Here is a 17,893-nt window from a genome sequence, read left to right on the forward strand (position 1 = left end):
CGGACGACCGGGCAACCGTGACGTGTTGCATCCGAAAAGTCAAGACTGGATGCAATTGCCCGAGGACTTGCCTTTGCGGCACGTCACTGATTGGATGCAATCCTACCGCGCAGGATGCAATCCATCGACGCTGATCTCCGCCGAGGAATCGAGGCCCCGTGACCGACGAACCGCCCGCCGCCTACCCGGCCACGCCCGGTGACACGCTCGTCTTCGAGAACGATCGCGTCCGGGTGTGGTCGATGTCGCTGCCGCCGCACGGGATGTTCGACTACCACCAGCACGTCCACGACCACGTCATCCTCTGGCCGGACGCGGGACGGGCGGAGGCGCAGGAGCTCGGGGACCCCGAGTGGTCCATCTCCCAGACGGCCGAGGCGGGGTTCGTCGCCTTCAAGACGGTCGGGAACTCCGGCCCTCTCGTGCCGCATCGCATCCGCAACCTCGAAGACCGCTCGGTGACCCACTACATCATCGAGCTGATCAGCGAGCCGTCACCGAGCGCGGGACCGCTGCCCACCGTCACGAACGATCGCGGCAGCCAGGTCGACGCCCGGTTGAGCTGAGTCGTTGTCACCGCGCGGCTCGCGTTCGCCGCAGGCGTCGCCCTCGGGACGAGAGCTGCTCAACCGTCAGGTGGCGCCGAGCGGGGCAGAACTACCGTCACGACCGTGCCCGCGCCCACCGTGCTCTGCACATCGAGGGTGCCGCCCATCGCCTCGGTGAGGCCCCGGGCGAGCGGGAGCCCGAGCCCGACACCTTCCTCGGAGTCGGCGCCGAGCCGATCGAACGGGGTGAAGAGGCGGTCGAGGTGCTCGGCCGCGATGCCCTGCCCGGTGTGAGGACGAGTGGCAGCGCGTTCGCCGCTGTCCCGGTGCACCCTACGAACAAATAGTTGTTCGGAGGCGGCCTCGGCGGCGTGCTGGGCGAGCTCGGCCTCCACGCGCCTGCGCCGTTCCCGTTCGGCTGCCCGCCTGCCCGTGATGTAGTGGTGCGGCCACATCGCGGCCTTCGAGGGCATGCGGCTGGCGGTCGACCACCTGGCCGGCCTGGGTCATCGGGAGATCACGTACGTCGACGGCGGGTCGGGTGCCATCGCGACCGCGCGCGGCGGGCATATCGAGCGGCGATGCGCCGTCGCGGACTCGGCGATGGGATCCGGGTCATTCGCGGCGGGGACAGCGTCGACGCGGGCGTGGCCGCGGCCAGGCTCGTGCTGGAGGGGGAGCGGCGGCCCACGGCTGTGATCGGCTACAACGACGACGTCGCGGCCGGCCTGGTCGAGTCTTTCGGCTCCGCGGGCATCGGGGTGCCCGGGGACATGTCGATCGTCGGATGGGACGACAGCCCGGTGGCGCGCCTGCCGCACCTGAACCTCACCACGGTGCACCAGGATCCCGTCGAGATGAGCCGGCTGGCGGTCGAGCGCAGTGTCAGCCGGCTTCGGGGCGAAATGGTCGGTGAGCGAGAGATCGTCCTCTCGCCTGGCCTGGTCGCTCGTACCTCCCCGCTGGCGTGGTGTTTGACGGCTGGCGCGTGATCTTCCTGGTTGGTTAAGCGTTGAGCGCCGGTGCGCGGCAGGCTCAGATCCGGCCGGAAGTGAAACCCTCCGACATGCAATCGTGACCTAGCCTGGGTCGCGTGGCACGATCGGGTCACCTCCTTGCCTACCGGCGCATGCTGGTGAGGAGCCAGGATCTCGCGGTTTGACACCTCCAGTGTGCCCCTGCCCGACGCGCGCCGTGCCGAGTTTCCGACCAGCCGCGCCGCTTCAGTCAGGGTCGGCAAATGATCGTTTCCCGACGTCGTGCTGCTCGACGCCGCCGAGATCGGCCGCGCTGCAGGCCGGGCTCCGGGCGCCTTCACGGCGGCGGTCTCCGCACGATGCCAACCTGATCAGGATGCGAAACCCCTACCAAGTACGGCCGTACTCGGTCAGCTCAGGACCCACTGATACCGGCACGCGTACTCGCCCGGTCCTCGGAATCGCACCACGGTCGACGGCATCGTCAGGGAGCCGCTGAACGTGGAAGTCCTCGAGGGCACCTGCACCTCGATCGTCCTCGGGATGAAGGCGATGTCCTCCCACAGGCTGCCGAGCCAGGCGACGAGCTTGTCAACGGCGTAGCCGACGGCCAACCCGATCAGCACACCGACCGGACCACCGGCGGCACCGCCGATGGCGGCCCCCAACAGTGCGGCCAAGCTGGTCTTCACCTCCGCAGCGATCTTCTTGACGACCTCGTCGATGATCTTCTCCATGCCGCCGCCGTCTCGTTCAACGAGGACTAGGGTCGCGAACACTGCACGTGGAAACGTCAACCCCCCTCTCAGGCTGTAGCTGAAGATGGATTTCGGTGGCTTGAAGTCCCTCACGTCCCCGTCGTCCCAGTTGCCCCCGAGGTCAACGGACCCGATCTCCGCCGTCCGTCCGTCGGTGTCAAATCGCACACCACCTATGCTGATCTCGTCGGAGCCGGCCTCTGTGCCGAACCAGCCGTTCGTCTCGTCAATACACGCCACCCGAATGAACTGCAGCGCAATCTTGTCGTGGACCACCGCCCCCGCCGGCGCAGGTGCTTGCGCCGCGGGAAGGAGAGTTGTAACGAAGTTCCTCAGATTGCGCAGTTCGGGTTCCGTCATTTTGATCATTGGAGCGGCTGGGAGAATCGCGGCGGGTTCCGTCGCGTCGATGCCCAGAACACTTTGAGACCGCTTGCGGAAGGAGGCGGTCCTGAGTAAGGCGTCTGCTTTTGCCTCCCCGCGAACCTTCGCCTCATCAGGGATCTGAGCGAAGCGCTTGCTCAGCAATTCCTCTTCTGATCCTTTAGTCCACTTTTCTTTCACTCGTGGATCATGTGCTGCTGCGACACGTAGAGCCGCAGATTGCCACTTAAACACGATCGGTTGAACGACCTTCATTAGCTCTTCGGGTATTGCGTCTGTGTCTACATGGCGTACGGTGATGTCTTCGGACATGATTTCTCCCGCAAAATGGCCACAGTGAGCCGATGTGCGTCGAGGGGGTCATCAGCCTACTGAATCGCCCTCGGGCCGACTGAATCGCCCTCTGAGGCAAGTCTAACCACAAGGACGATTTAGAATTCTTTTGAGATCTGCTGACCACGTCCTTATCCTTTGCCCAAAAATGGGCTCCTCAATCCCTTTTCATTCCATCGTCGGGCTCCGGCCTCTCCCGGATCGGCCGTGCCAGCATGGTTGACCGTTTCCTGGCGCGGTATACGGAGAAGCACGTACGAGGCCCACCTACCGGCGCTTCGGCTGCGCCGGGGTCAGCCACCCCGCGACCGGCCCGACCTGCACGTCGATCGGCCACATGTCCCGCCGTGGACGAACCCGCCGCGCTGGAGCCGATGTGTCGAACGGAGTGCTTGCGGTTGCCCCGTTTCGCGCTGGCGGCTGGGCCAGGAGCCGTGCCGGATCGGCTGGTCCCGCGGGCGGATGGCGCAAATCACCTCGGTGGTTCCTCAGGCTGCTCCATCAGCGCCGCGCAGAGACCATCCTGTTGGGCATGCAGCCGCAACGCCGGGATGCTGCGTGGCTCGACCTCGTGGCCGATCTGGTGGCCGCGCCCCTCACCAAGTGGCCGCACGACGAGGTGGCGCGGCTACTTGTCGAGACCTTCAACGCCCCAGCCGCCTGCTTCTACTCCGATACTGTTCAGGAAGGCGTTGAGCAGCGAGGGTGGCCGCCGGAGCACTTCGCCGGGCATCTCGAGGAGGCCCTCTACTGGGGGGAGCATTACGCTCCGACCGAGCATCCAATTCTGCGCTACTACCGCGCCACCGGGGACATTCGCTGCATGCAGGTCGTCGACGTCCCAACCGAAATCGCCGAACGACGCGTGCTGGCGGCCTGGACCGAGCGGGGCAGGCGATGGGGTGGAGTGCAGGCCCAGCTGTCGTTTCCGGTGCTCTTCTCGCCGAGTGCCCGTCGGTCGTTCATCGTCGGTCGGGGCGACCTCTACAGCCCGGCGGAGATGCGGCTGGCCCACCAGTTGCAGCGGCTACTCACCGGCCTCGACCGGCAGATCTCCGCTTTCTCCTGCTGGGCCGAACGTAACGGGCCTCCGGCGGAGGTCGTCACAAGCCTGCATCTCACCCCGCGTGAACTCGCAGTGCTCGACCTGGCGGCGCACGGCCTGACCGCAGCGGCCATTGGCCGCCGGCTCACCATCGCCGAGCGGACGGTGCTCAAACACCTCGAGCACATCTACAGCAAACTCGGCGTGGGCAACCGATTGGCCGCCGTGCAGCGCGCCCAGCGTGTCGGCCTGCTCAGCCCGCCCTAGCCGGAGACCCGCGCAACCACGACTGCCGGCCGCGCGCTCCGCGCCCAGGCCGAGGGCAACGGGATGGACGACGCCCCCATGCTTGACGTCTAACGGCCTCACGGCCCGGCCACCGGCCGGGCCCTGGGCAGGCAGGCGCCTGTCCGATGTGTCGTATTACCGGATAATGCAGGGAATCCCGGGGTAATAGCCGCTAGGGTCGGCGACGTGACGTCCGAGCCCGGCCCGCCCGGCACCGCCCCGGCCCGCCTCGATCTCGCCACACCGCGGACGGTGTCCCGCGGACTCGCGCTGTTCGGCTTCGACTGGCAGCCGACCGTCGGTGACCCTCCGGACGAGCCGGGCATGTACGCGTGGATCATCGGGCGCGGGGCCACCACCTCTGAGAAGCTCGACCGCCCAATCGCGTATATCGGCATCGGTGATCGGGTGGAAGGAGTGCGGGGGCGGCTCCGGGACGAGATGAGCTGGGTCAGCCCCAGCCACGCTCATCTGAACGGCCGGGCGATGCTGGCGCTCGAAGGTGAGCCGCTCGCCGGCACGGTGACCTATGACCCCGCGGCCGACCTCGGCTGGGTGGAAGCAGCGCTGTACTGGAGCAAGCCGAACATCGTCTCCGGAGTGCGCAGCTGGATCACCTCCGCACGGCCCTCCGAACTGCGCCAAGGCCGAGGTCCTGGCCGTGCGCATAGCCGGTCAGGTCGGCGACTGCGCTCCTCCCGTGAACTGCCAGTTAACCAATGCGTGGGCCAGCCGAGAGCCGTACTTCTGGGCTGGCGTCGCTGCTGCACAACGGCTCAATGAGCTGACCCCGTGACCGACACGGAAGGGAGTGACCGGCGCGAGGTCCGGGCGTAGAGCCGCTTGTACCTGCCGGCCAGCTCCGACCCGCTCGAGCTGGCGGCGCGCGGCCGGCGGCACGCCGGGCCGCCCAGCTGGGGATAGGGACGGTGTCGGGTCGCCCGTTGTCCGCGGTAGATGCAGCGGACCAGGTGCGTGCGGTCGGGCCGCGGTGCGGCGGGTCGGCCGCAGCCCTCGCCTGCACTGGCCGACGACAGGCTCACGAGCCCCGCGTAGGCTACCGGACCGTGATGCCGGGCGAGACGTCCATCAGCGATGGTTTCTGGGCGCGGTGCGGGCACCCCTTGGCCCGGGCCGCGCAGGGTAGGCGCAGGTGCTACGGGCCGCCATAGAGGAACTACCAGTCAAAGCTGACGCATCGGTCTTGACGGAGACGTCTGGGGGCCGGGGATGGCTGAGCACGAGACGGGCCGGAAGCAGTTGCTGGACGCCATCGACGCCCGGCGACGCGGCGTCGAGCGCTACCTTGCCGAGAAGCGCCCGGCTAGCAGCCGGCTTACGACGATCAGTGTCGTCAGCAGTTGCCTCGCGGCGGCGCTGGCGGCCGGGCCGGCCGTCGGCGGTGACTCGTTCGCCAGAACCGTGCAGGACGGGCTTGCGCTGGGGCAGTCGCAGGTCGTGTGGCGGCTGCTCTGTCTGGCCGCCGTGGCCGCCTCGGTGACCGCCGCGATCGCGGCGAACTTGGGTAAGTCCAACGATCTGACGGCGCGGATCGCGGCGGTTGAGGCGGCGAACTCTCTGCTCGATGCGCTGCAGGCTCGGCTGCGTTTCGGCAGGCTTGGGCTAGGTGACGGAGCACAGCAGTATCAGGAGATCATTGCGCGGATCCCCTGGATCTCAGAGGCCGACGCGAGCAGCTCGGAGGATGGGGAGCCGCCGGCTGCAGCGGACCGGGCGGACGGGTTCGTCACGAGGGCGGGGCCGTATTTGGTGACGACCACCGCCATTACGGCAGTCATTGCGGTCGTCGCCGTGGCCGGGATGGTCGTCGGGCTCGTCCGCTCCGGGCCCGCCCCGCCACTAGCCGCGCCCACGACCGGGCCACCGGCGTCGCCCGCCGTTCCGGCAACGGAGACCACGCCGGCCGTGGCCCCTGTCGCCCGGGCGGTCTACTCCGGACCTGTTGCCGGAACGGCGACCTCGCTCGCGGTGGTGATAGACGGCGACCGCGCAGTGGCCTACCTCTGTGACGGCCGCAGGCTGGAGGCATGGTTGGAGGGCACGGTGACCGACGGCCGGATCTCCCTCTCCGGCCGCAACGAAGCATCCCTGACCGGCGCCGTCAGGGAGGCGGTACTTGCGGGCTCGGGCACCGCAGCAGGGATGCTAATCACCTTCTCCATTCCGACTGCCGGGGCGCCGGCCGGGGTGTACGAGGCCAGGGTGACTGCAGGTGGCGTCGAGGTCCGGCTCGGTTGGGCCGTCCTCGCCGATGGCACGTCGGTCGGTGTCCAGAACCGGGCGGGCGAGCGCTCGCCCGCGCCGCCCCTCACGCTGCCGGATGCGACGTTCGAGCTGGGCGGTCAGGCTCATCGTGCCGTGCTGCTCGGCGGTGCAGCCGACGTCATTCCCGGCAACTGAGCGACGCCAACGTGAGGGCCTTGCAGGTACTGAGCCTTTGCCAACTTGGCGTCCGGCCTGGTCAGCGGGTGTGCGGCGTGGCGTGACCTCGAATGGGTGAAGCTCCTGGTAGACGGGCGATTGCTGAGATCAACTCGCCTGACCAGGAGCTTCAAGGTGCTGCCCTACCCGTCTGGGATGACCGTGTCCACCCGCGCACTCGGCCTGCTCGCCGATGCCCTACGAGCGCACCGCAACCAGCGTGCGACCCGATGGCGCAAGCTCACCCCGGGCCGCCAGGCCCTGCTGGTCCTCGCCTACCTGCGCAAGGGCGAGACCTACGCCGACAATCCGTCCCCGCTTCCCCCTCACGCGCTGCGCAATCAGCGGTTCCACCAGCTCCCACAGCTCGTCGCTGACCAACCGCTCGACACGAGATCGCTTCGCCATCGACGGCGATGATCAGCAACGAGAGCAGCTCCACACAGGACCGACACACCGACTTCTGAAACGACGTCTAAACACGCGCTAGCGGCGAGGACGGTCAACGCTGACGGAGCACTCCAAACGGAGGCATCTCTGGGTGCTCATGACCAGGCCCGGCGACCGGGGAGCCAGGCGATGCAGCGTGGGCCGCGGGTTTGCCAGCGCCCGGCCCTCGGAACAATCTGGCCACAACTGACCAGCGATAAGATGCTGAGGAAGCTCTGTGCTTCGGCTTCCGAGCAACGCCACGACGTGCTCTCCGGCTGGGCCGACCTCGAGCCGTTGTCCCTGCTCCCAGATCGGCGAAGCCGCCCAGCAACTGAACGTGGTACCTCACGCCAAGACCGGACATGGTCACCCCCAGCGGTCGCGTCGTGCCGCTCCGTATACTCGCCGCAGCGTCACACCGGCGTTACGAGCGCGAGGGCCAGGCGAATCGAACACGCATGGATCAAGGCCTGCGCCGCTCTTGCTCCGCGACTACCGCCGCGAGCCAACCCTGAACTTCCTTGATGGTCCCCTCGGTCGTCGTGGTGCAGGCCGCGCCAGCGCTCCCGGCCGGAGGTGTCACCGAAACAACACGCACCCCCATCCGCGTGGAGTCGTCGTCTTCGAACCAGACGCGCAGTACCAATGTTGACTCCACGCGTCGACGGTCTCGCGTCATGGGGCAGCACTATCGTCGTCTGTCCGTCACTCGCCCATCGCAGCTGCGGCTGATGGGCCAGTCTGTAGGCCACATGTGGTGGTCGGTCCACGAAGACAGGCGAGCGCGCCGCGCATCGCCAGCCGGCCTGAGCTCGGCCAGACCGCATCGCTTGCGCAGGACCTCAAGATCTGCGCCTTGCACGTTCCTGTCGCCATCAACGGCTCGCCAGGGGGTCGCTGATGGCCGCGCGGTGCTGCCTTCCCTCTCGGGACGCCGGGCGTGGTCAACATTGCCCGCTCGATCTTGTCATCTTCACCGACGCTAGCGTCACGCGCACAGCCCCGCTCGAGCCAGTACGCCCGTCTGCCCGGGGAAGCCGACCCGCATCATGACGAGGACCCGGGCCGTCGAGGCTTGCCGCTGGACGGCCGAGATCGACAGATGAGAACCGACAAGAATTCTTATGACAGCTCAACTTGAGCTCGGGCCGCAAGGGGTTCCCGTCCTGCGACGGTATTGACTGGCCTGGGTGGAGCAAATGTGGAGCACAGCATTGGGACATGCGGGTCTGAACGACGCTGAGGTGCGTCGTACTGCACTGCGCCGAGCAGGGGATTCTCTGTTTCCGCAGGTCAGAGCGATTTGTTGACCGTACTGGCAGACAGAGGGTCATGTACATGCCTCTACTACACCAACCTGGCCCTTGACCTGGGGTTTCTGCGCCCCTCAGGAGCGTCAGGGAACCTGACCCCTTGACGATCCGTCAAGTTCGGGCGGACTGACGATTTGGTCAGTTTCGCGCGAGCGCGGCGTTGGCTCGCCGGGTGTGACGGGAACGGCCGGTTCGAGTCCGGCGGGGACGTGTGAGGGCTCCGGTGCGTGGGTGGGGTTGTGTAGGGCGGTGTGGCTACCGAGCTCGGCCGGCGAGAACAGCGCATCGGTCGCCCGTCTGTCGGCTCGTGCGGCGGTATTCCATTGGGCGACCTCGTGAGGCGCGCGACGTGCAGCGACAGTCGGAGCCCGGTCATGCCCGGTCGCCATTGGATCGCAGGATTTGGAGTCCTGCGGGCGCTCGTCCGCGGCTTCGGCGGGTTGACCGAGGGCCCGGTCGTGTGCTTGGAGGGCATGCTGTTGCCCTTGGTGGCGCCAGCCGCACGTCCCGGGGAGTGCCCGCACCGCGGCGTACGCGCCGACGAGGCGTGCGGGCGAGAGCATGTCCCGACCGCACGTGGTCCCGGCTCGCCGCCTCCTACGGTGCGAGGCGATAGAACCGCCAGAAGCCGAAGTTCTCGATCGGCAGCACGTCGACGTCGGTGAGGCCGGCGCGGGAGGCGTAATCACGCACGGCCGAGGGGCGGATCACGGTGCCGGTGGCCGCTGACGGCTGATGCGACATCGAGTCGGGCAGGCACACCAGGGTGCTGAACCCGTACAGCAGCCGCTCGACATCCCCGGCAGGGGCGGCGAACTCGTCCTCGGCGGCCTCGTCCATCACCACCACGACACCGCCTGGCCGCAGGGCGCGCCGGGCCGAGGCGAGGAACTCGACCGGGTGCGGCAGGTCGTGCAGGCACTCGAACGCGAACACCGCGTCGAACGTGGTGCCGGGCACCGCGGTTACGGCGTCGGCCGTGGTGAACTCGACGCGGCCGGACAGGCCGGCCGCTGCCGCGTGCTCGGTCGCCGCCGCCGTCGACGGTGCGTCGGGGTCGTATCCGGTCACGGTGGCCGAAGGGTAGGCCCGGGCGAGCGCGACGGCCGACCATCCCTCGCCGCAGCCGAGGTCGGCGAGCCGGGCCCCGGCCGGTTGAGGATGCGGCGCAGGTCGGCGACGCCGGCGAGGGCGGGTCCGAGCTCGCGCTCGAACCACGGCCGGTTCATGTCCGCCTGGCCGGTGCGGGCGTCGGTGCCGAACCGGCTCCAGCTGATACCGCCGCCGTTGCGGTACACGGCGGCGAGCGCCGGCAGCTGCGCGGCGGCGGCCCCGATCAGGCGCGCCAGCGGCGCCAGGTAGGACAGGCTGGCCGGGTCGGCGAGCACCTCGGCGGTGGGCCCGGTCAGCCGGAACCGGCGCGGCCGGCCCGGTACGGCGGGCCGGTCCACATCGATGATCCCGGACGCGGCCTGCTGCTCGAGCCACTCGCGGGCGTATCGCTCCTGGGTGCCGGTGTGCTCGGCCAGCTCGCACGGGGACAGTGCCCCCCGCTCGGCCAGGGCCTGGTACCAGCCCAGATGGTCGCCGAGATAGACGTTCAGGATGTCGAACGCGCCCAGCGCGGCGGCGAAGATCCGCTCCGCGACGTCGTCGACCGGCGCGGTGGTCGCGGTCTGCTCCGGATGTGCTGCGGTGGTCGTCATGGCCACTCCTCTCGCTTCTGGTTCGTGCCCGGCCGCGCTCATCGCGCCGCCGGCTCGCGCCACATCCGGTACAGCGGCGGCCCTCCCGCGGGCGCGAGCTCACCGACGAACGTGAACCCGTGACGCTCGTACAGCCGGCGGTTCCGCAGACTGGTGGCCTCCGTGTACGCAGGCATGCCCTCGCGGTCGCAACGTCCCAGCACCGGCGCCAGCAGAGCCGAGCCGATGCCCCGCCCCTGCCACTGCGGGAGCACGGCGGCCCACTGCAGGTAGTAGTGCGGGTCGGCCGGGTGCTGCTCGGCCAGCGTCGTGGTGATCTCGAAGACGCGGGGGAGATCGATCCCGTCGACGATCCGCTCCAGCCGGGCACCGAACGCGTCCTCGTCCTCGACCCCGAGGGGGTTGGACGGCGGCCCCCACACGACGGTGCCGGTCGTGTCCGCGTCGACGAAGACCATGTCGTGCGCGAGGAACGTCTCGACGGAGAGCTCGAAGAACGGGCGCAGGGTGGCGCGCCGCCGATCGGCGTCGGGGATCCACCACGTGGACACGGGATCGTCGTCCTGGAACGCGCTGGCGAGCACCTCGGCGAGGCGCGGGGTCTCGGCGGACGTCGGCTTACGGACCGGCGCGGCGACCCGGCTGATTGCGGTCATCGGGAAACCTCTCTCGGGCGAGGGGCCGGCTCGTTCCGGCCCGCACGGCCACCAGGGTCCGGGCTCTCCTGACCGCTCCCTGACGAGCTTCTGACACGCCCGGGAGCGTGGGAGACTCGCCCGACGACGAGTCGGCCAGGACGCCATGCTGTTTCGGGTGCTCGGCCCGCTGGAGGTCTCCGGCGGTGGTGCGACGGTCCCGCGGGGCGCGGGACCGCGGGCGCTGCTGACCGCGTTGCTGCTGCCGCCCAACTCGGTCGTGCCCGGGTACCGGCTGGCGGAGGCGATCTGGGGAACGGATCCGCTCGACCGGATCGACAATGCGCTGCACCAGGCCGTGACCCGGGTCCGCCGGGCGCTGGGTCCGGCGGGAGCGGCGGCCGTCGTCACCCGCTCGCCCGGGTACCTGCTGGTGGTGGGCGCCGCGTCGATCGAAGCCGCGTGTTTCGAGGCGCAGTACCGCGGCGCCCTGGCCCGCGCCGCCGCGGATCCGGGCGCGGCGGTCGACATGCTGGAGGAGGCGCTCGCGTGGTGGCGCGGTCCCGCCTACGCCGAGTTCGCCGACGGATTCGCGCGCCCCGCCGCCACCCACCTGGAGGAGCTGCGGCTGGCCGCGCGGGAGGACCGGGCGGGGCTGCTGGTCGCGTGTGGTTCGACAGCTGAGGCGGTCGCCGCCGCGAGCGACCTCGCCGCGGAGAACCCGCTGCGCGAACGGCCCGTCGAGCTGCTCATTCGGGCGCTGTACGCCGCGGGACGGACCGCCGACGCGCTCGCGGCGTTCCGGCGGCATCGGGAGCACGTTGCGCGCGAGCTCGGGCTCGACCCGTCACGGGGGCTGCGCGAGCTCGAGGCACGCATCCTTCGCGACGATCCCGACCTGCCCGAACGCGGCACCATCCGTCTCTCAGGGGTGGCGGCGAGCGCCCCGGCCCCGGGCGGGCACTGCCGTGGCGGCCGTCGACGCTGATCGGGCGAGAGGAGGAGCTGCGGCTGCTCACGGAGGCGGTGAGCACGCGTCGCCTGGTGACCGTCGTCGGGCCGGGCGGGGTCGGCAAGACCCGGCTGGTGCTCGAGGTCGTGCACCGCCTTGCCGAGCAGGGCGGCACCGTCTGGTGGGTCGACCTGACCACGGTCGCTCCGAACCGGCTGGTGGACACGCTGGCCGAGGCGACCGGATCGGACCTGCGCGCCGACCGACGACCGACCGGGGGCGCTGTGCGCGGCGTTGCGGACCCGCCGCGGCGTGCTGTGCCTGGACAACGCGGAGCACCTGCTCGACGCGCTCGCTGTGCTCGTGGAGCGCCTGACAGCGTCGGCCCCGGATCTTGCGGTGCTCGCCACGAGCCGGGAACGGCTCGCGCTCGACGCCGAGAGCGTCCGCGTCCTCGCACCGCTGCCGCTGCCGGCCGACGCAGACCGGGACAATCCCGCGGTGCGGCTGTTCGTCGAGCGAACGGCGGATCTGGAGCCGGACTCGCTCTCCGACGAGCAACTCGGCCTCGTCGCCGAGCTGTGCCGGCGGCTCGACGGGCTGCCGCTGGCGATCGAGCTGGGCGCCGCCCGGGCATCGACCCTCGGTCTGCCCAGCCTCGCCGACCGGCTGTGCAGGCGGCTCGACCTGCTCTCCGGCGGCCGCCGGACGGCCGCCGCGCGCCACCGCACGCTGCGCGCCGTCGTCGACTGGTCCCATGAGCTGCTGACCCCGGACGAGGCGCGGCTGTTCCGACGGCTGGCGGTTTTCCCGGGCTCCTTCCCCCTGGACCGGGTCGAGTCCGTCTGCGCGGACGAGTCCCTCCCGGCGGCCGCCGTCGCCGGGCTTCTTGCCCGGCTGGTCGAACAGTCTGTCGTGCAGGTCGGGCGGGGCTGGTTCTGGCTGCTTGAGACGCTGCGAACCTACGCGCAGGAGCGGCTCGCCGCCGCGGGCGAGGAGCTACGGCTGCGCGGACGGCACGCCCACGACGCCGCCGGGCGGCTCACCGACCTCGACCGCCGGCTGTGGACGCCGGCCGAGGCGACGGCCGTGGCGGCGGTGGGTCGCCTCGTCCCCGACCTGCAGATCGCCTGGGACTACGCCGTCGAGCACGCCCCGTCGCTCGCCGTCCGGCTCGCGGGCGACATCTACGACTTCGCCTACATCCGGCAGCGCACGGATCTCCTGGGCTGGGGGCTGCGCGTGAGCGGGTGGGACGTCGCCCACCGCTGCCTACCCCGCGCCCTTGCAGCGGCCAGCGCCGCGGCCTGGGCCGGTGGCCGATTGGCCGAGGCCGATGAGCACGCGGCTCGCGGGGTCGCCGCGGCCGCGGCGGATCCACCGACAGGTGGCCGTGCCGTCACCCAGCAGGGCAACCTCGCGATGTTCCGGGGTCGTGCCGAGGCGGCGCTGGCGTACTTCCGTGCGGCGTGCGAGCTGCACCTCGCCGGCGGGGAGGAGGGACGCGCCATGGCCGACGAGATCTCCACGGCGCAGGCGCTGGTCTACGCCGGACGTGCCGACGCGGCGCGGCGGATCATGGACGACGTCCTGCCCCGGACCAGGAAGGCCGCCAACCCGAGCCTGCTGTCGTGGGCGCACTACATTCTCGGAGAGGCGGTCACCGACCTCGATCCCGAGCGGGCACTCGCCGCCTACGCCGCCGCGATCAAGTACGCCCGCGAGGCGGGCTCTCGGCTGTTCACGATGCTGGCGCGCGCGTCCTCGGTCGCACTGGTGGCCCGCAGCGGGACGCCGGGGGCGGCGCTCGACGAGTTCGACAAGATCCTCGACCAGCGGGAACGGGTGAACAACGAGACACCCTCACCGCCGACCTGACCCTACTGCGCCAACGGAGCCGCCCAGCTATCGCAATGCGACGCCCTCAGCACCTTCCGCGGCGTCACCGAAGGCGACGTCATCCGCTACGCCATACCGAAGAAGGAACCGCTACTGGCCGAGCACCAGGACTTCCCGTGACAGCATCCTCGGTCGCCACCCACCAGCCGCGGCACTACGCCATGGACTGCACGCCGTCCTCGTCCCCACACCGCGCTCGCAGCCTCCCGTGCCGGAACCACCCTCCCCATCCCACCGGCACACGTTGGCACCGAACTCTCGAGTCGGCTGTGAGCACGGGCCGCCGGTCTGCTCCAGCCCATGCCTCACAGCCTCCTCGGCTGGCGCGGGCTGAACGGCATCGTGCAGGGCTGCCGTGGTGGCGGGACCAGGTCGTCGCCCGCCCAGAACGAGGGCCTGCGCGGCGAACCGGCGACGTGCATTATCCCTGGTAATAGGCCAACGCCCGCAGCGTCCCGTCCGGCGAAGTGCCGGTGCCGCCCGGTTGCTGGACCGTTCATCGATGGACGGCAGCGGCCGGCTCCGGGTGGTGCCGCACCGGCACCTGATCACACGCACCAGTTCGATCACAGCGCTGGTGGCGGTGCCGGCGCCGGCAGACCCCGGCCGGCCTGGCCCTCCAGGCACACGCCGGCCCGCACCCCGCTAGCCAGCGGGCTGAGTGTCGATTATTCCGCTGACCTCAACTACTACGGGGAACCCCTCAATTACGGGGAATCCCTCAATCTCTCTCGACAGGCGCGACTCAACTGAGCGGTCGCGAACGAAAATGAGTATGGCGTCGCGACCGATTTGATCGCGGCCTATATTCAGTCCCTCCACGCCGTCAATGGCGAATAATTGCGCCTCATGTCTTTTGATGACAGCGGCGATCTCGGATGAAGCTCCCGGATCCGATGCGGATGAAGCTCCTGGATGCGGCGTGTAGGACATTTCGGCGATCTCCGGCTGGAGATCACCCGGACGTTCAGGGCTGTCCATGCTCCACACTATACGCGCGGCCGCAAGCCCCGCCACTGGAGCTGGCCCGTCAAGATCTGCTCTTCCGGCGAGCCTGAGACGTCGTACCAGACTCGTTCCGCGAAATAGGCAAAGAGCTGTCCGGGCCCCGCTTCCTCCCGCGCCGCGGGGGCGCGGCCCTGTTAGGATGCAGTCCGGCAGTGGAGTGTAGGTCGGTCGTCGCTGCCTCTACCAGTGATGTCAGGCTCGGGCTCGGATCGGTGTCGGTTTCCTCAAGCAGGAGGGTCCTGAATTGCCGAAAATGGCGGAGTGCATCCAAACGGTTACCGTCGCGGAGATGAATCTCGATGAGAAGCCGATTCGCGCTTTCGCGCAGCGGGTCTATGTTGACTGCCGTGATCGCAAGGCCCGCTGCCTCACCATGACGCCCGCCCATCAGCAGGCGCTGCCCCGCGGCCTCGAGCGCGTACAGGTGGAGCAGGCGCAGCTCCTCGCGTGGATAAACCAGCCAGCTGTCTCCCCAGCCTGGAAGCAACTCACGGCCGACTGAGCGAGGCGCGGGTATCCATGGATCCTCGCCGCTCAAGGCGCGCCATGCCCACTCGCGCTGCCCGAGCATGTCGACACCGACATCGGGACTCAAACCCACCACGTCTCCCTCCTCGCAGACGAAGCCCGGAGCGTCGTGGCGCACCCGCCACAGAACGGTCCGAAGGTTCGCGTGGCCACGCGACGGCATTAGGTCCGGCCACAGCAGCCCAGCCGCATCGACACGGTTGAGATCACCATGCACCGCGAGAAGGGCAATGACGCGCTGGACGCTTGGTCGCAGCATCAGTCGCTGCCGACCGACGTGTACTGCAAAGGTTCCGACAACATCGACTGTGCGGTCCCTAGGCGTTCCCCGTCCAGCCATAGCTCCCCCTCAGCCCTGCCGGCGATCAAGTTCCTTCTGTCGCTCCCTGGTCAGCTCGGCTACGTCGACGAAAGAGGTACGCGCCACGCTGCAGATACAACAAAGACAGTGCGACAGCGGCGAGATCCTGTCGAGACGCCATTGAGTGCATCTCGCGGCACCGCCGGGATGTCACTGTGCTCGGACTGAGATGATATCGAGATGTCACTGAGGCGCTGTCGCGACGCGCTGGTGCGACTCGTCCAACGCCACTGAGGCGATCCTGTTTCCTCACTTTTATCAAATTGTTGATCTTGAGTCGTCGGGCTGGGGCTGACCTGCGGGTTCGTTGGTGGGGGTCGGCTGAAGTTGCGCACTAAGTCGATCTCGTAGCCTGCGGTGTCGTGGCGTACGTGCGCACGGTGCGGACCGCGTCTGGGGCGCGTGCGGTGCAGATCGTGCACGGCTCGCGGCGTGGAGCGCGCACGATCGAGCACGTCGGATCTGCGCACGACGATCTGGAGCTCGAAGCGCTCAAAGGCCGCAGCGCGACGGCGATTGGCGGGCGGACAGGGCGAGTTGGACCTCGGTCTCGACGCCGCGATCAGCGCCGCGGCGGACACAGCGGAGGCCTCGGGGCGGCCGCTGGAGATCGTGTCCTCGCGGATGGGGCATCTGTGGGACGGGCTCAGCACTGCCTACGACCAGCTCGGGTTCGGCCGGGCCGCGGGCGGTGACGAGGTGTTCCGGCAGCTGGTGCTGGCCCGGATTATCGAGCCCACCAGCAAGCAAGACAGCCTGCGCGTGCTGGCCGAGGTCGGCGTGGACGCGGCGCCCTACCCGACCCTCAACCGCCGCCTGCGCGGCTACGTGGCCGAGGAGTTCCGCCGCAAGCTCGCTTCCGCCTGCGCCGCGCACGCCCGGTTCGGGCCGGCGTCGCTGGTGCTCTACGACGTGTCCACGCTCTACTTCGAGACCGACGCCGGCGACGGGTTCCGCGAGCCCGGGTTAACCAAGGAACGCCGTCTCGAGCCACAGATCACCATCGGGTTGCTCACCGACGCGGCCGGGTTCCCGCTGATGGTCGAGGCGTTCGAAGGCAACGCGGGTGAGACGACCACGATGCTGCCCACGATCACTGCGTTCATGGCGGCCCACCAGCTTGGCGAGGTCACGATCGTGGCCAATGCGGGGATGATCTCCGCGGGCAACACGCGCGCGATCGAGGCCGCTGGGTTGTCGTTCATCCTCGGGACGCGCATCCCCGACGTTCCCTACCTCGCGCAGCAGTGGGCCGCGACCACCCTGAGCAGCAGCCGCCGGAGGGGCTGATCCTGACCCAGCCCTGGCCTGCCGGGCCTCGTGACCAGCGCCGCGACGAGGTTATCTACGACCAGTACCGGGCCGACCGGGCCCGGCGCACGCTGCGCGGGATCGACGAACAGATCGGTAAGGCCGAGCGTGCCGTGGTCGGGAAGGTTCTGGTGAAGCGCAACCGGTTCATCCGCCTCGTTGGCGCCGACAAGTCCGTGAACCGCACGCTGGAGGCCAAGGCCCGAGCGTTGGCCGGCTGGAAGGGGCTACACCACCAATCACACCGCCTGCCCCGATGGCACACCCGTGACAGCCGAGTTCGTCATCAGCGCTTACCACCGGCTCTTCCAGATCGAGGCCTCGTTCCGCATGTCCAAGCATGACCTCGCCGCGCGACCGATCTACCACCACAAGCGCGAATCCATCGACGCGCACCTGACCGTTGTGTTCGCCGCGCTCGCGGTCGCTCCGCTCGTCGAAGAACGCACCGGATGGTCGATCCGCCGGTTCGTGCGCACCGCGCGCCGCTACCGCACCGTCCAGATCCGCGCCGGCACCCACTTCCTCACCGCCGAAGACCCACTCCCCTACGACCTCCCCACAGCCCTCGAGCCGCTCAGCACGCCCGAAAGTGCGCACTAACTGATAAGAGTCGGGTCCTGTCGAGAGGCCATTGAGTGCATCTCGCGGCACCGCCGAGATGTCGGTGTGCTCGGACTGAGATGCCATCGAGATGTCACCGAGGCGCTGTCGCGACGCGCCAGTGCGACTCGTCCAACGCCACTGAGGCGATCCTGTATCGAGCAGCGCGGAAGATGCCGCGGGCTGGCTAGCACTGAGTCTTCCGCACCGGCCGGCAGTTTGATCAGGCGCAGACCTACTGAGGTATGGCCAGCGGCGTACAACGTCACGATCAACAGCGAGACCCGCGAGGCCGCAACGAACAGGTGATCGCCAATGGCATCCGAAGCCCAACCAGCGCCGCCACGGACCCAGCACCGCGGCGGCACCG

General features: G+C 69.1%; 13 protein-coding genes and 4 pseudogenes. 10 read left to right on the plus strand and 7 right to left on the minus strand.

From position 1 onward, the window contains the following. Window positions 1-158 precede the first annotated feature (158 nt). Complete coding sequence (locus ABEA81_RS11785) at window positions 159-566, plus strand: hypothetical protein (RefSeq protein ID WP_345605003.1); 408 nt, start codon at window positions 159-161, stop codon at window positions 564-566. Window positions 567-625: 59 nt separating this feature from the next. Here the strand turns inward: ABEA81_RS11785 and ABEA81_RS11790 are convergent, their stop codons facing one another. Further along, complete coding sequence (locus tag ABEA81_RS11790; protein ID WP_345605004.1) at window positions 626-1,021, minus strand: ATP-binding protein; 396 nt, start codon at window positions 1,019-1,021, stop codon at window positions 626-628. Here ABEA81_RS11790 and ABEA81_RS11795 point away from each other — a divergent pair. Continuing rightward, window positions 992-1,540, plus strand: a complete 549-nt coding sequence (locus ABEA81_RS11795; protein ID WP_345605005.1) for a substrate-binding domain-containing protein — start codon at window positions 992-994, stop codon at window positions 1,538-1,540. The two genes, ABEA81_RS11790 and ABEA81_RS11795, sit on opposite strands and share 30 nt — an antisense overlap. A 395-nt stretch (window positions 1,541-1,935) precedes the next feature. On the opposite strand, the gene ABEA81_RS11800 is transcribed toward ABEA81_RS11795, so the two are convergent. Then, a complete protein-coding gene (locus ABEA81_RS11800; RefSeq protein ID WP_345605006.1) occupies window positions 1,936-2,979 on the minus strand; it encodes a hypothetical protein in 1,044 nt (347 codons plus the stop codon). A gap of 553 nt (window positions 2,980-3,532) precedes the next feature. Here ABEA81_RS11800 and ABEA81_RS11805 point away from each other — a divergent pair. The 4 genes and pseudogenes from ABEA81_RS11805 to ABEA81_RS11820 form a co-directional block, all read left to right on the plus strand. Then, complete coding sequence (locus tag ABEA81_RS11805) at window positions 3,533-4,312, plus strand: helix-turn-helix transcriptional regulator (RefSeq protein WP_345605007.1); 780 nt, start codon at window positions 3,533-3,535, stop codon at window positions 4,310-4,312. 207 nt (window positions 4,313-4,519) lie between these two features. Next, entirely contained in the window at window positions 4,520-5,116 is a 597-nt protein-coding gene (locus ABEA81_RS11810) for a hypothetical protein (RefSeq protein ID WP_345605008.1), read from the plus strand. A gap of 447 nt (window positions 5,117-5,563) precedes the next feature. Continuing rightward, on the plus strand, window positions 5,564-6,754 hold the full coding sequence (locus ABEA81_RS11815) for a hypothetical protein (protein WP_345605009.1): 1,191 nt from the start codon (window positions 5,564-5,566) through the stop codon (window positions 6,752-6,754). 156 nt (window positions 6,755-6,910) lie between these two features. Continuing rightward, window positions 6,911-7,078: pseudogene (locus tag ABEA81_RS11820) on the plus strand (helix-turn-helix domain-containing protein); the annotation flags it as partial. Between the two features lie 2,039 nt (window positions 7,079-9,117). On the opposite strand, the gene ABEA81_RS11825 reads toward ABEA81_RS11820, so the two are convergent. The 3 genes and pseudogenes from ABEA81_RS11825 to ABEA81_RS11835 all read right to left on the minus strand — a co-directional run bounded on the left by ABEA81_RS11825 (window position 9,118) and on the right by ABEA81_RS11835 (window position 10,882). After that, window positions 9,118-10,056, minus strand: coding sequence for a class I SAM-dependent methyltransferase (locus tag ABEA81_RS11825; protein WP_345605062.1), 939 nt, complete (start codon window positions 10,054-10,056; stop codon window positions 9,118-9,120). After that, window positions 9,975-10,268: pseudogene (locus ABEA81_RS11830) on the minus strand (hypothetical protein); the annotation flags it as partial. The gene ABEA81_RS11825 and the pseudogene ABEA81_RS11830, both read right to left, overlap by 82 nt. After that, complete coding sequence (locus tag ABEA81_RS11835; RefSeq protein WP_345605010.1) at window positions 10,265-10,882, minus strand: GNAT family N-acetyltransferase; 618 nt, start codon at window positions 10,880-10,882, stop codon at window positions 10,265-10,267. The pseudogene ABEA81_RS11830 and the gene ABEA81_RS11835, both read right to left, overlap by 4 nt. 157 nt (window positions 10,883-11,039) lie before the next feature. Here ABEA81_RS11835 and ABEA81_RS11840 point away from each other — a divergent pair, with 157 nt between their 5' ends. The 3 genes and pseudogenes from ABEA81_RS11840 to ABEA81_RS11845 all read left to right on the plus strand — a co-directional run bounded on the left by ABEA81_RS11840 (window position 11,040) and on the right by ABEA81_RS11845 (window position 13,691). Beyond that, a complete protein-coding gene (locus ABEA81_RS11840) occupies window positions 11,040-11,849 on the plus strand; it encodes an AfsR/SARP family transcriptional regulator (protein ID WP_345605011.1) in 810 nt (269 codons plus the stop codon). A 56-nt stretch (window positions 11,850-11,905) separates the two neighbouring features. After that, window positions 11,906-12,043, plus strand: a pseudogene (locus ABEA81_RS42620) (hypothetical protein); the annotation flags it as partial. Between the two features lie 64 nt (window positions 12,044-12,107). Beyond that, window positions 12,108-13,691 carry an ATP-binding protein gene (locus ABEA81_RS11845; RefSeq protein WP_345605012.1) on the plus strand — a complete coding sequence of 528 codons (1,584 nt, stop codon included), beginning with the start codon at window positions 12,108-12,110 and terminating at the stop codon, window positions 13,689-13,691. A 666-nt stretch (window positions 13,692-14,357) separates the two neighbouring features. Here ABEA81_RS11845 and ABEA81_RS11850 read toward each other — a convergent pair. Both ABEA81_RS11850 and ABEA81_RS42625 read right to left on the minus strand, forming a co-directional pair. Next, the gene (locus ABEA81_RS11850; protein ID WP_345605013.1) at window positions 14,358-14,693 is read right to left on the minus strand and encodes a hypothetical protein; all 336 of its coding nucleotides are present in this window, start codon (window positions 14,691-14,693) and stop codon (window positions 14,358-14,360) included. A gap of 49 nt (window positions 14,694-14,742) precedes the next feature. Next, entirely contained in the window at window positions 14,743-15,588 is an 846-nt protein-coding gene (locus ABEA81_RS42625) for an AfsR/SARP family transcriptional regulator (RefSeq protein WP_425570516.1), read from the minus strand. A gap of 383 nt (window positions 15,589-15,971) precedes the next feature. On the opposite strand from ABEA81_RS42625, the pseudogene ABEA81_RS11860 reads away from it, so the two are divergent. Then, window positions 15,972-17,523 (plus strand): annotated as a pseudogene (locus ABEA81_RS11860) (IS1634 family transposase). The last annotated feature ends 370 nt before the right edge of the window (window positions 17,524-17,893 follow it).

This window comes from Pseudonocardia adelaidensis, assembly GCF_039543345.1.
GTDB classification, from domain to species: Bacteria; Actinomycetota; Actinomycetes; order Mycobacteriales; family Pseudonocardiaceae; genus Pseudonocardia; species Pseudonocardia adelaidensis.

Bases quoted from the DNA above. Each gene is read 5' to 3' on its own strand.
- ABEA81_RS11790 (WP_345605004.1), bottom strand. From the start codon at position 1,021: ATGCCCTCGAAGGCCGCGATGTGGCCGCACCACTACATCACGGGCAGG.
- ABEA81_RS11800 (WP_345605006.1), bottom strand. From the start codon at position 2,979: ATGTCCGAAGACATCACCGTACGCCATGTAGACACAGACGCAATACCC.
- ABEA81_RS11805 (WP_345605007.1), top strand. From the start codon at position 3,533: ATGCAGCCGCAACGCCGGGATGCTGCGTGGCTCGACCTCGTGGCCGAT.
- ABEA81_RS11815 (WP_345605009.1), top strand. From the start codon at position 5,564: ATGGCTGAGCACGAGACGGGCCGGAAGCAGTTGCTGGACGCCATCGAC.
- ABEA81_RS11835 (WP_345605010.1), bottom strand. From the start codon at position 10,882: ATGACCGCAATCAGCCGGGTCGCCGCGCCGGTCCGTAAGCCGACGTCC.
- ABEA81_RS11850 (WP_345605013.1), bottom strand. From the start codon at position 14,693: ATGGACAGCCCTGAACGTCCGGGTGATCTCCAGCCGGAGATCGCCGAA.
- ABEA81_RS42625 (WP_425570516.1), bottom strand. From the start codon at position 15,588: ATGGCTGGACGGGGAACGCCTAGGGACCGCACAGTCGATGTTGTCGGA.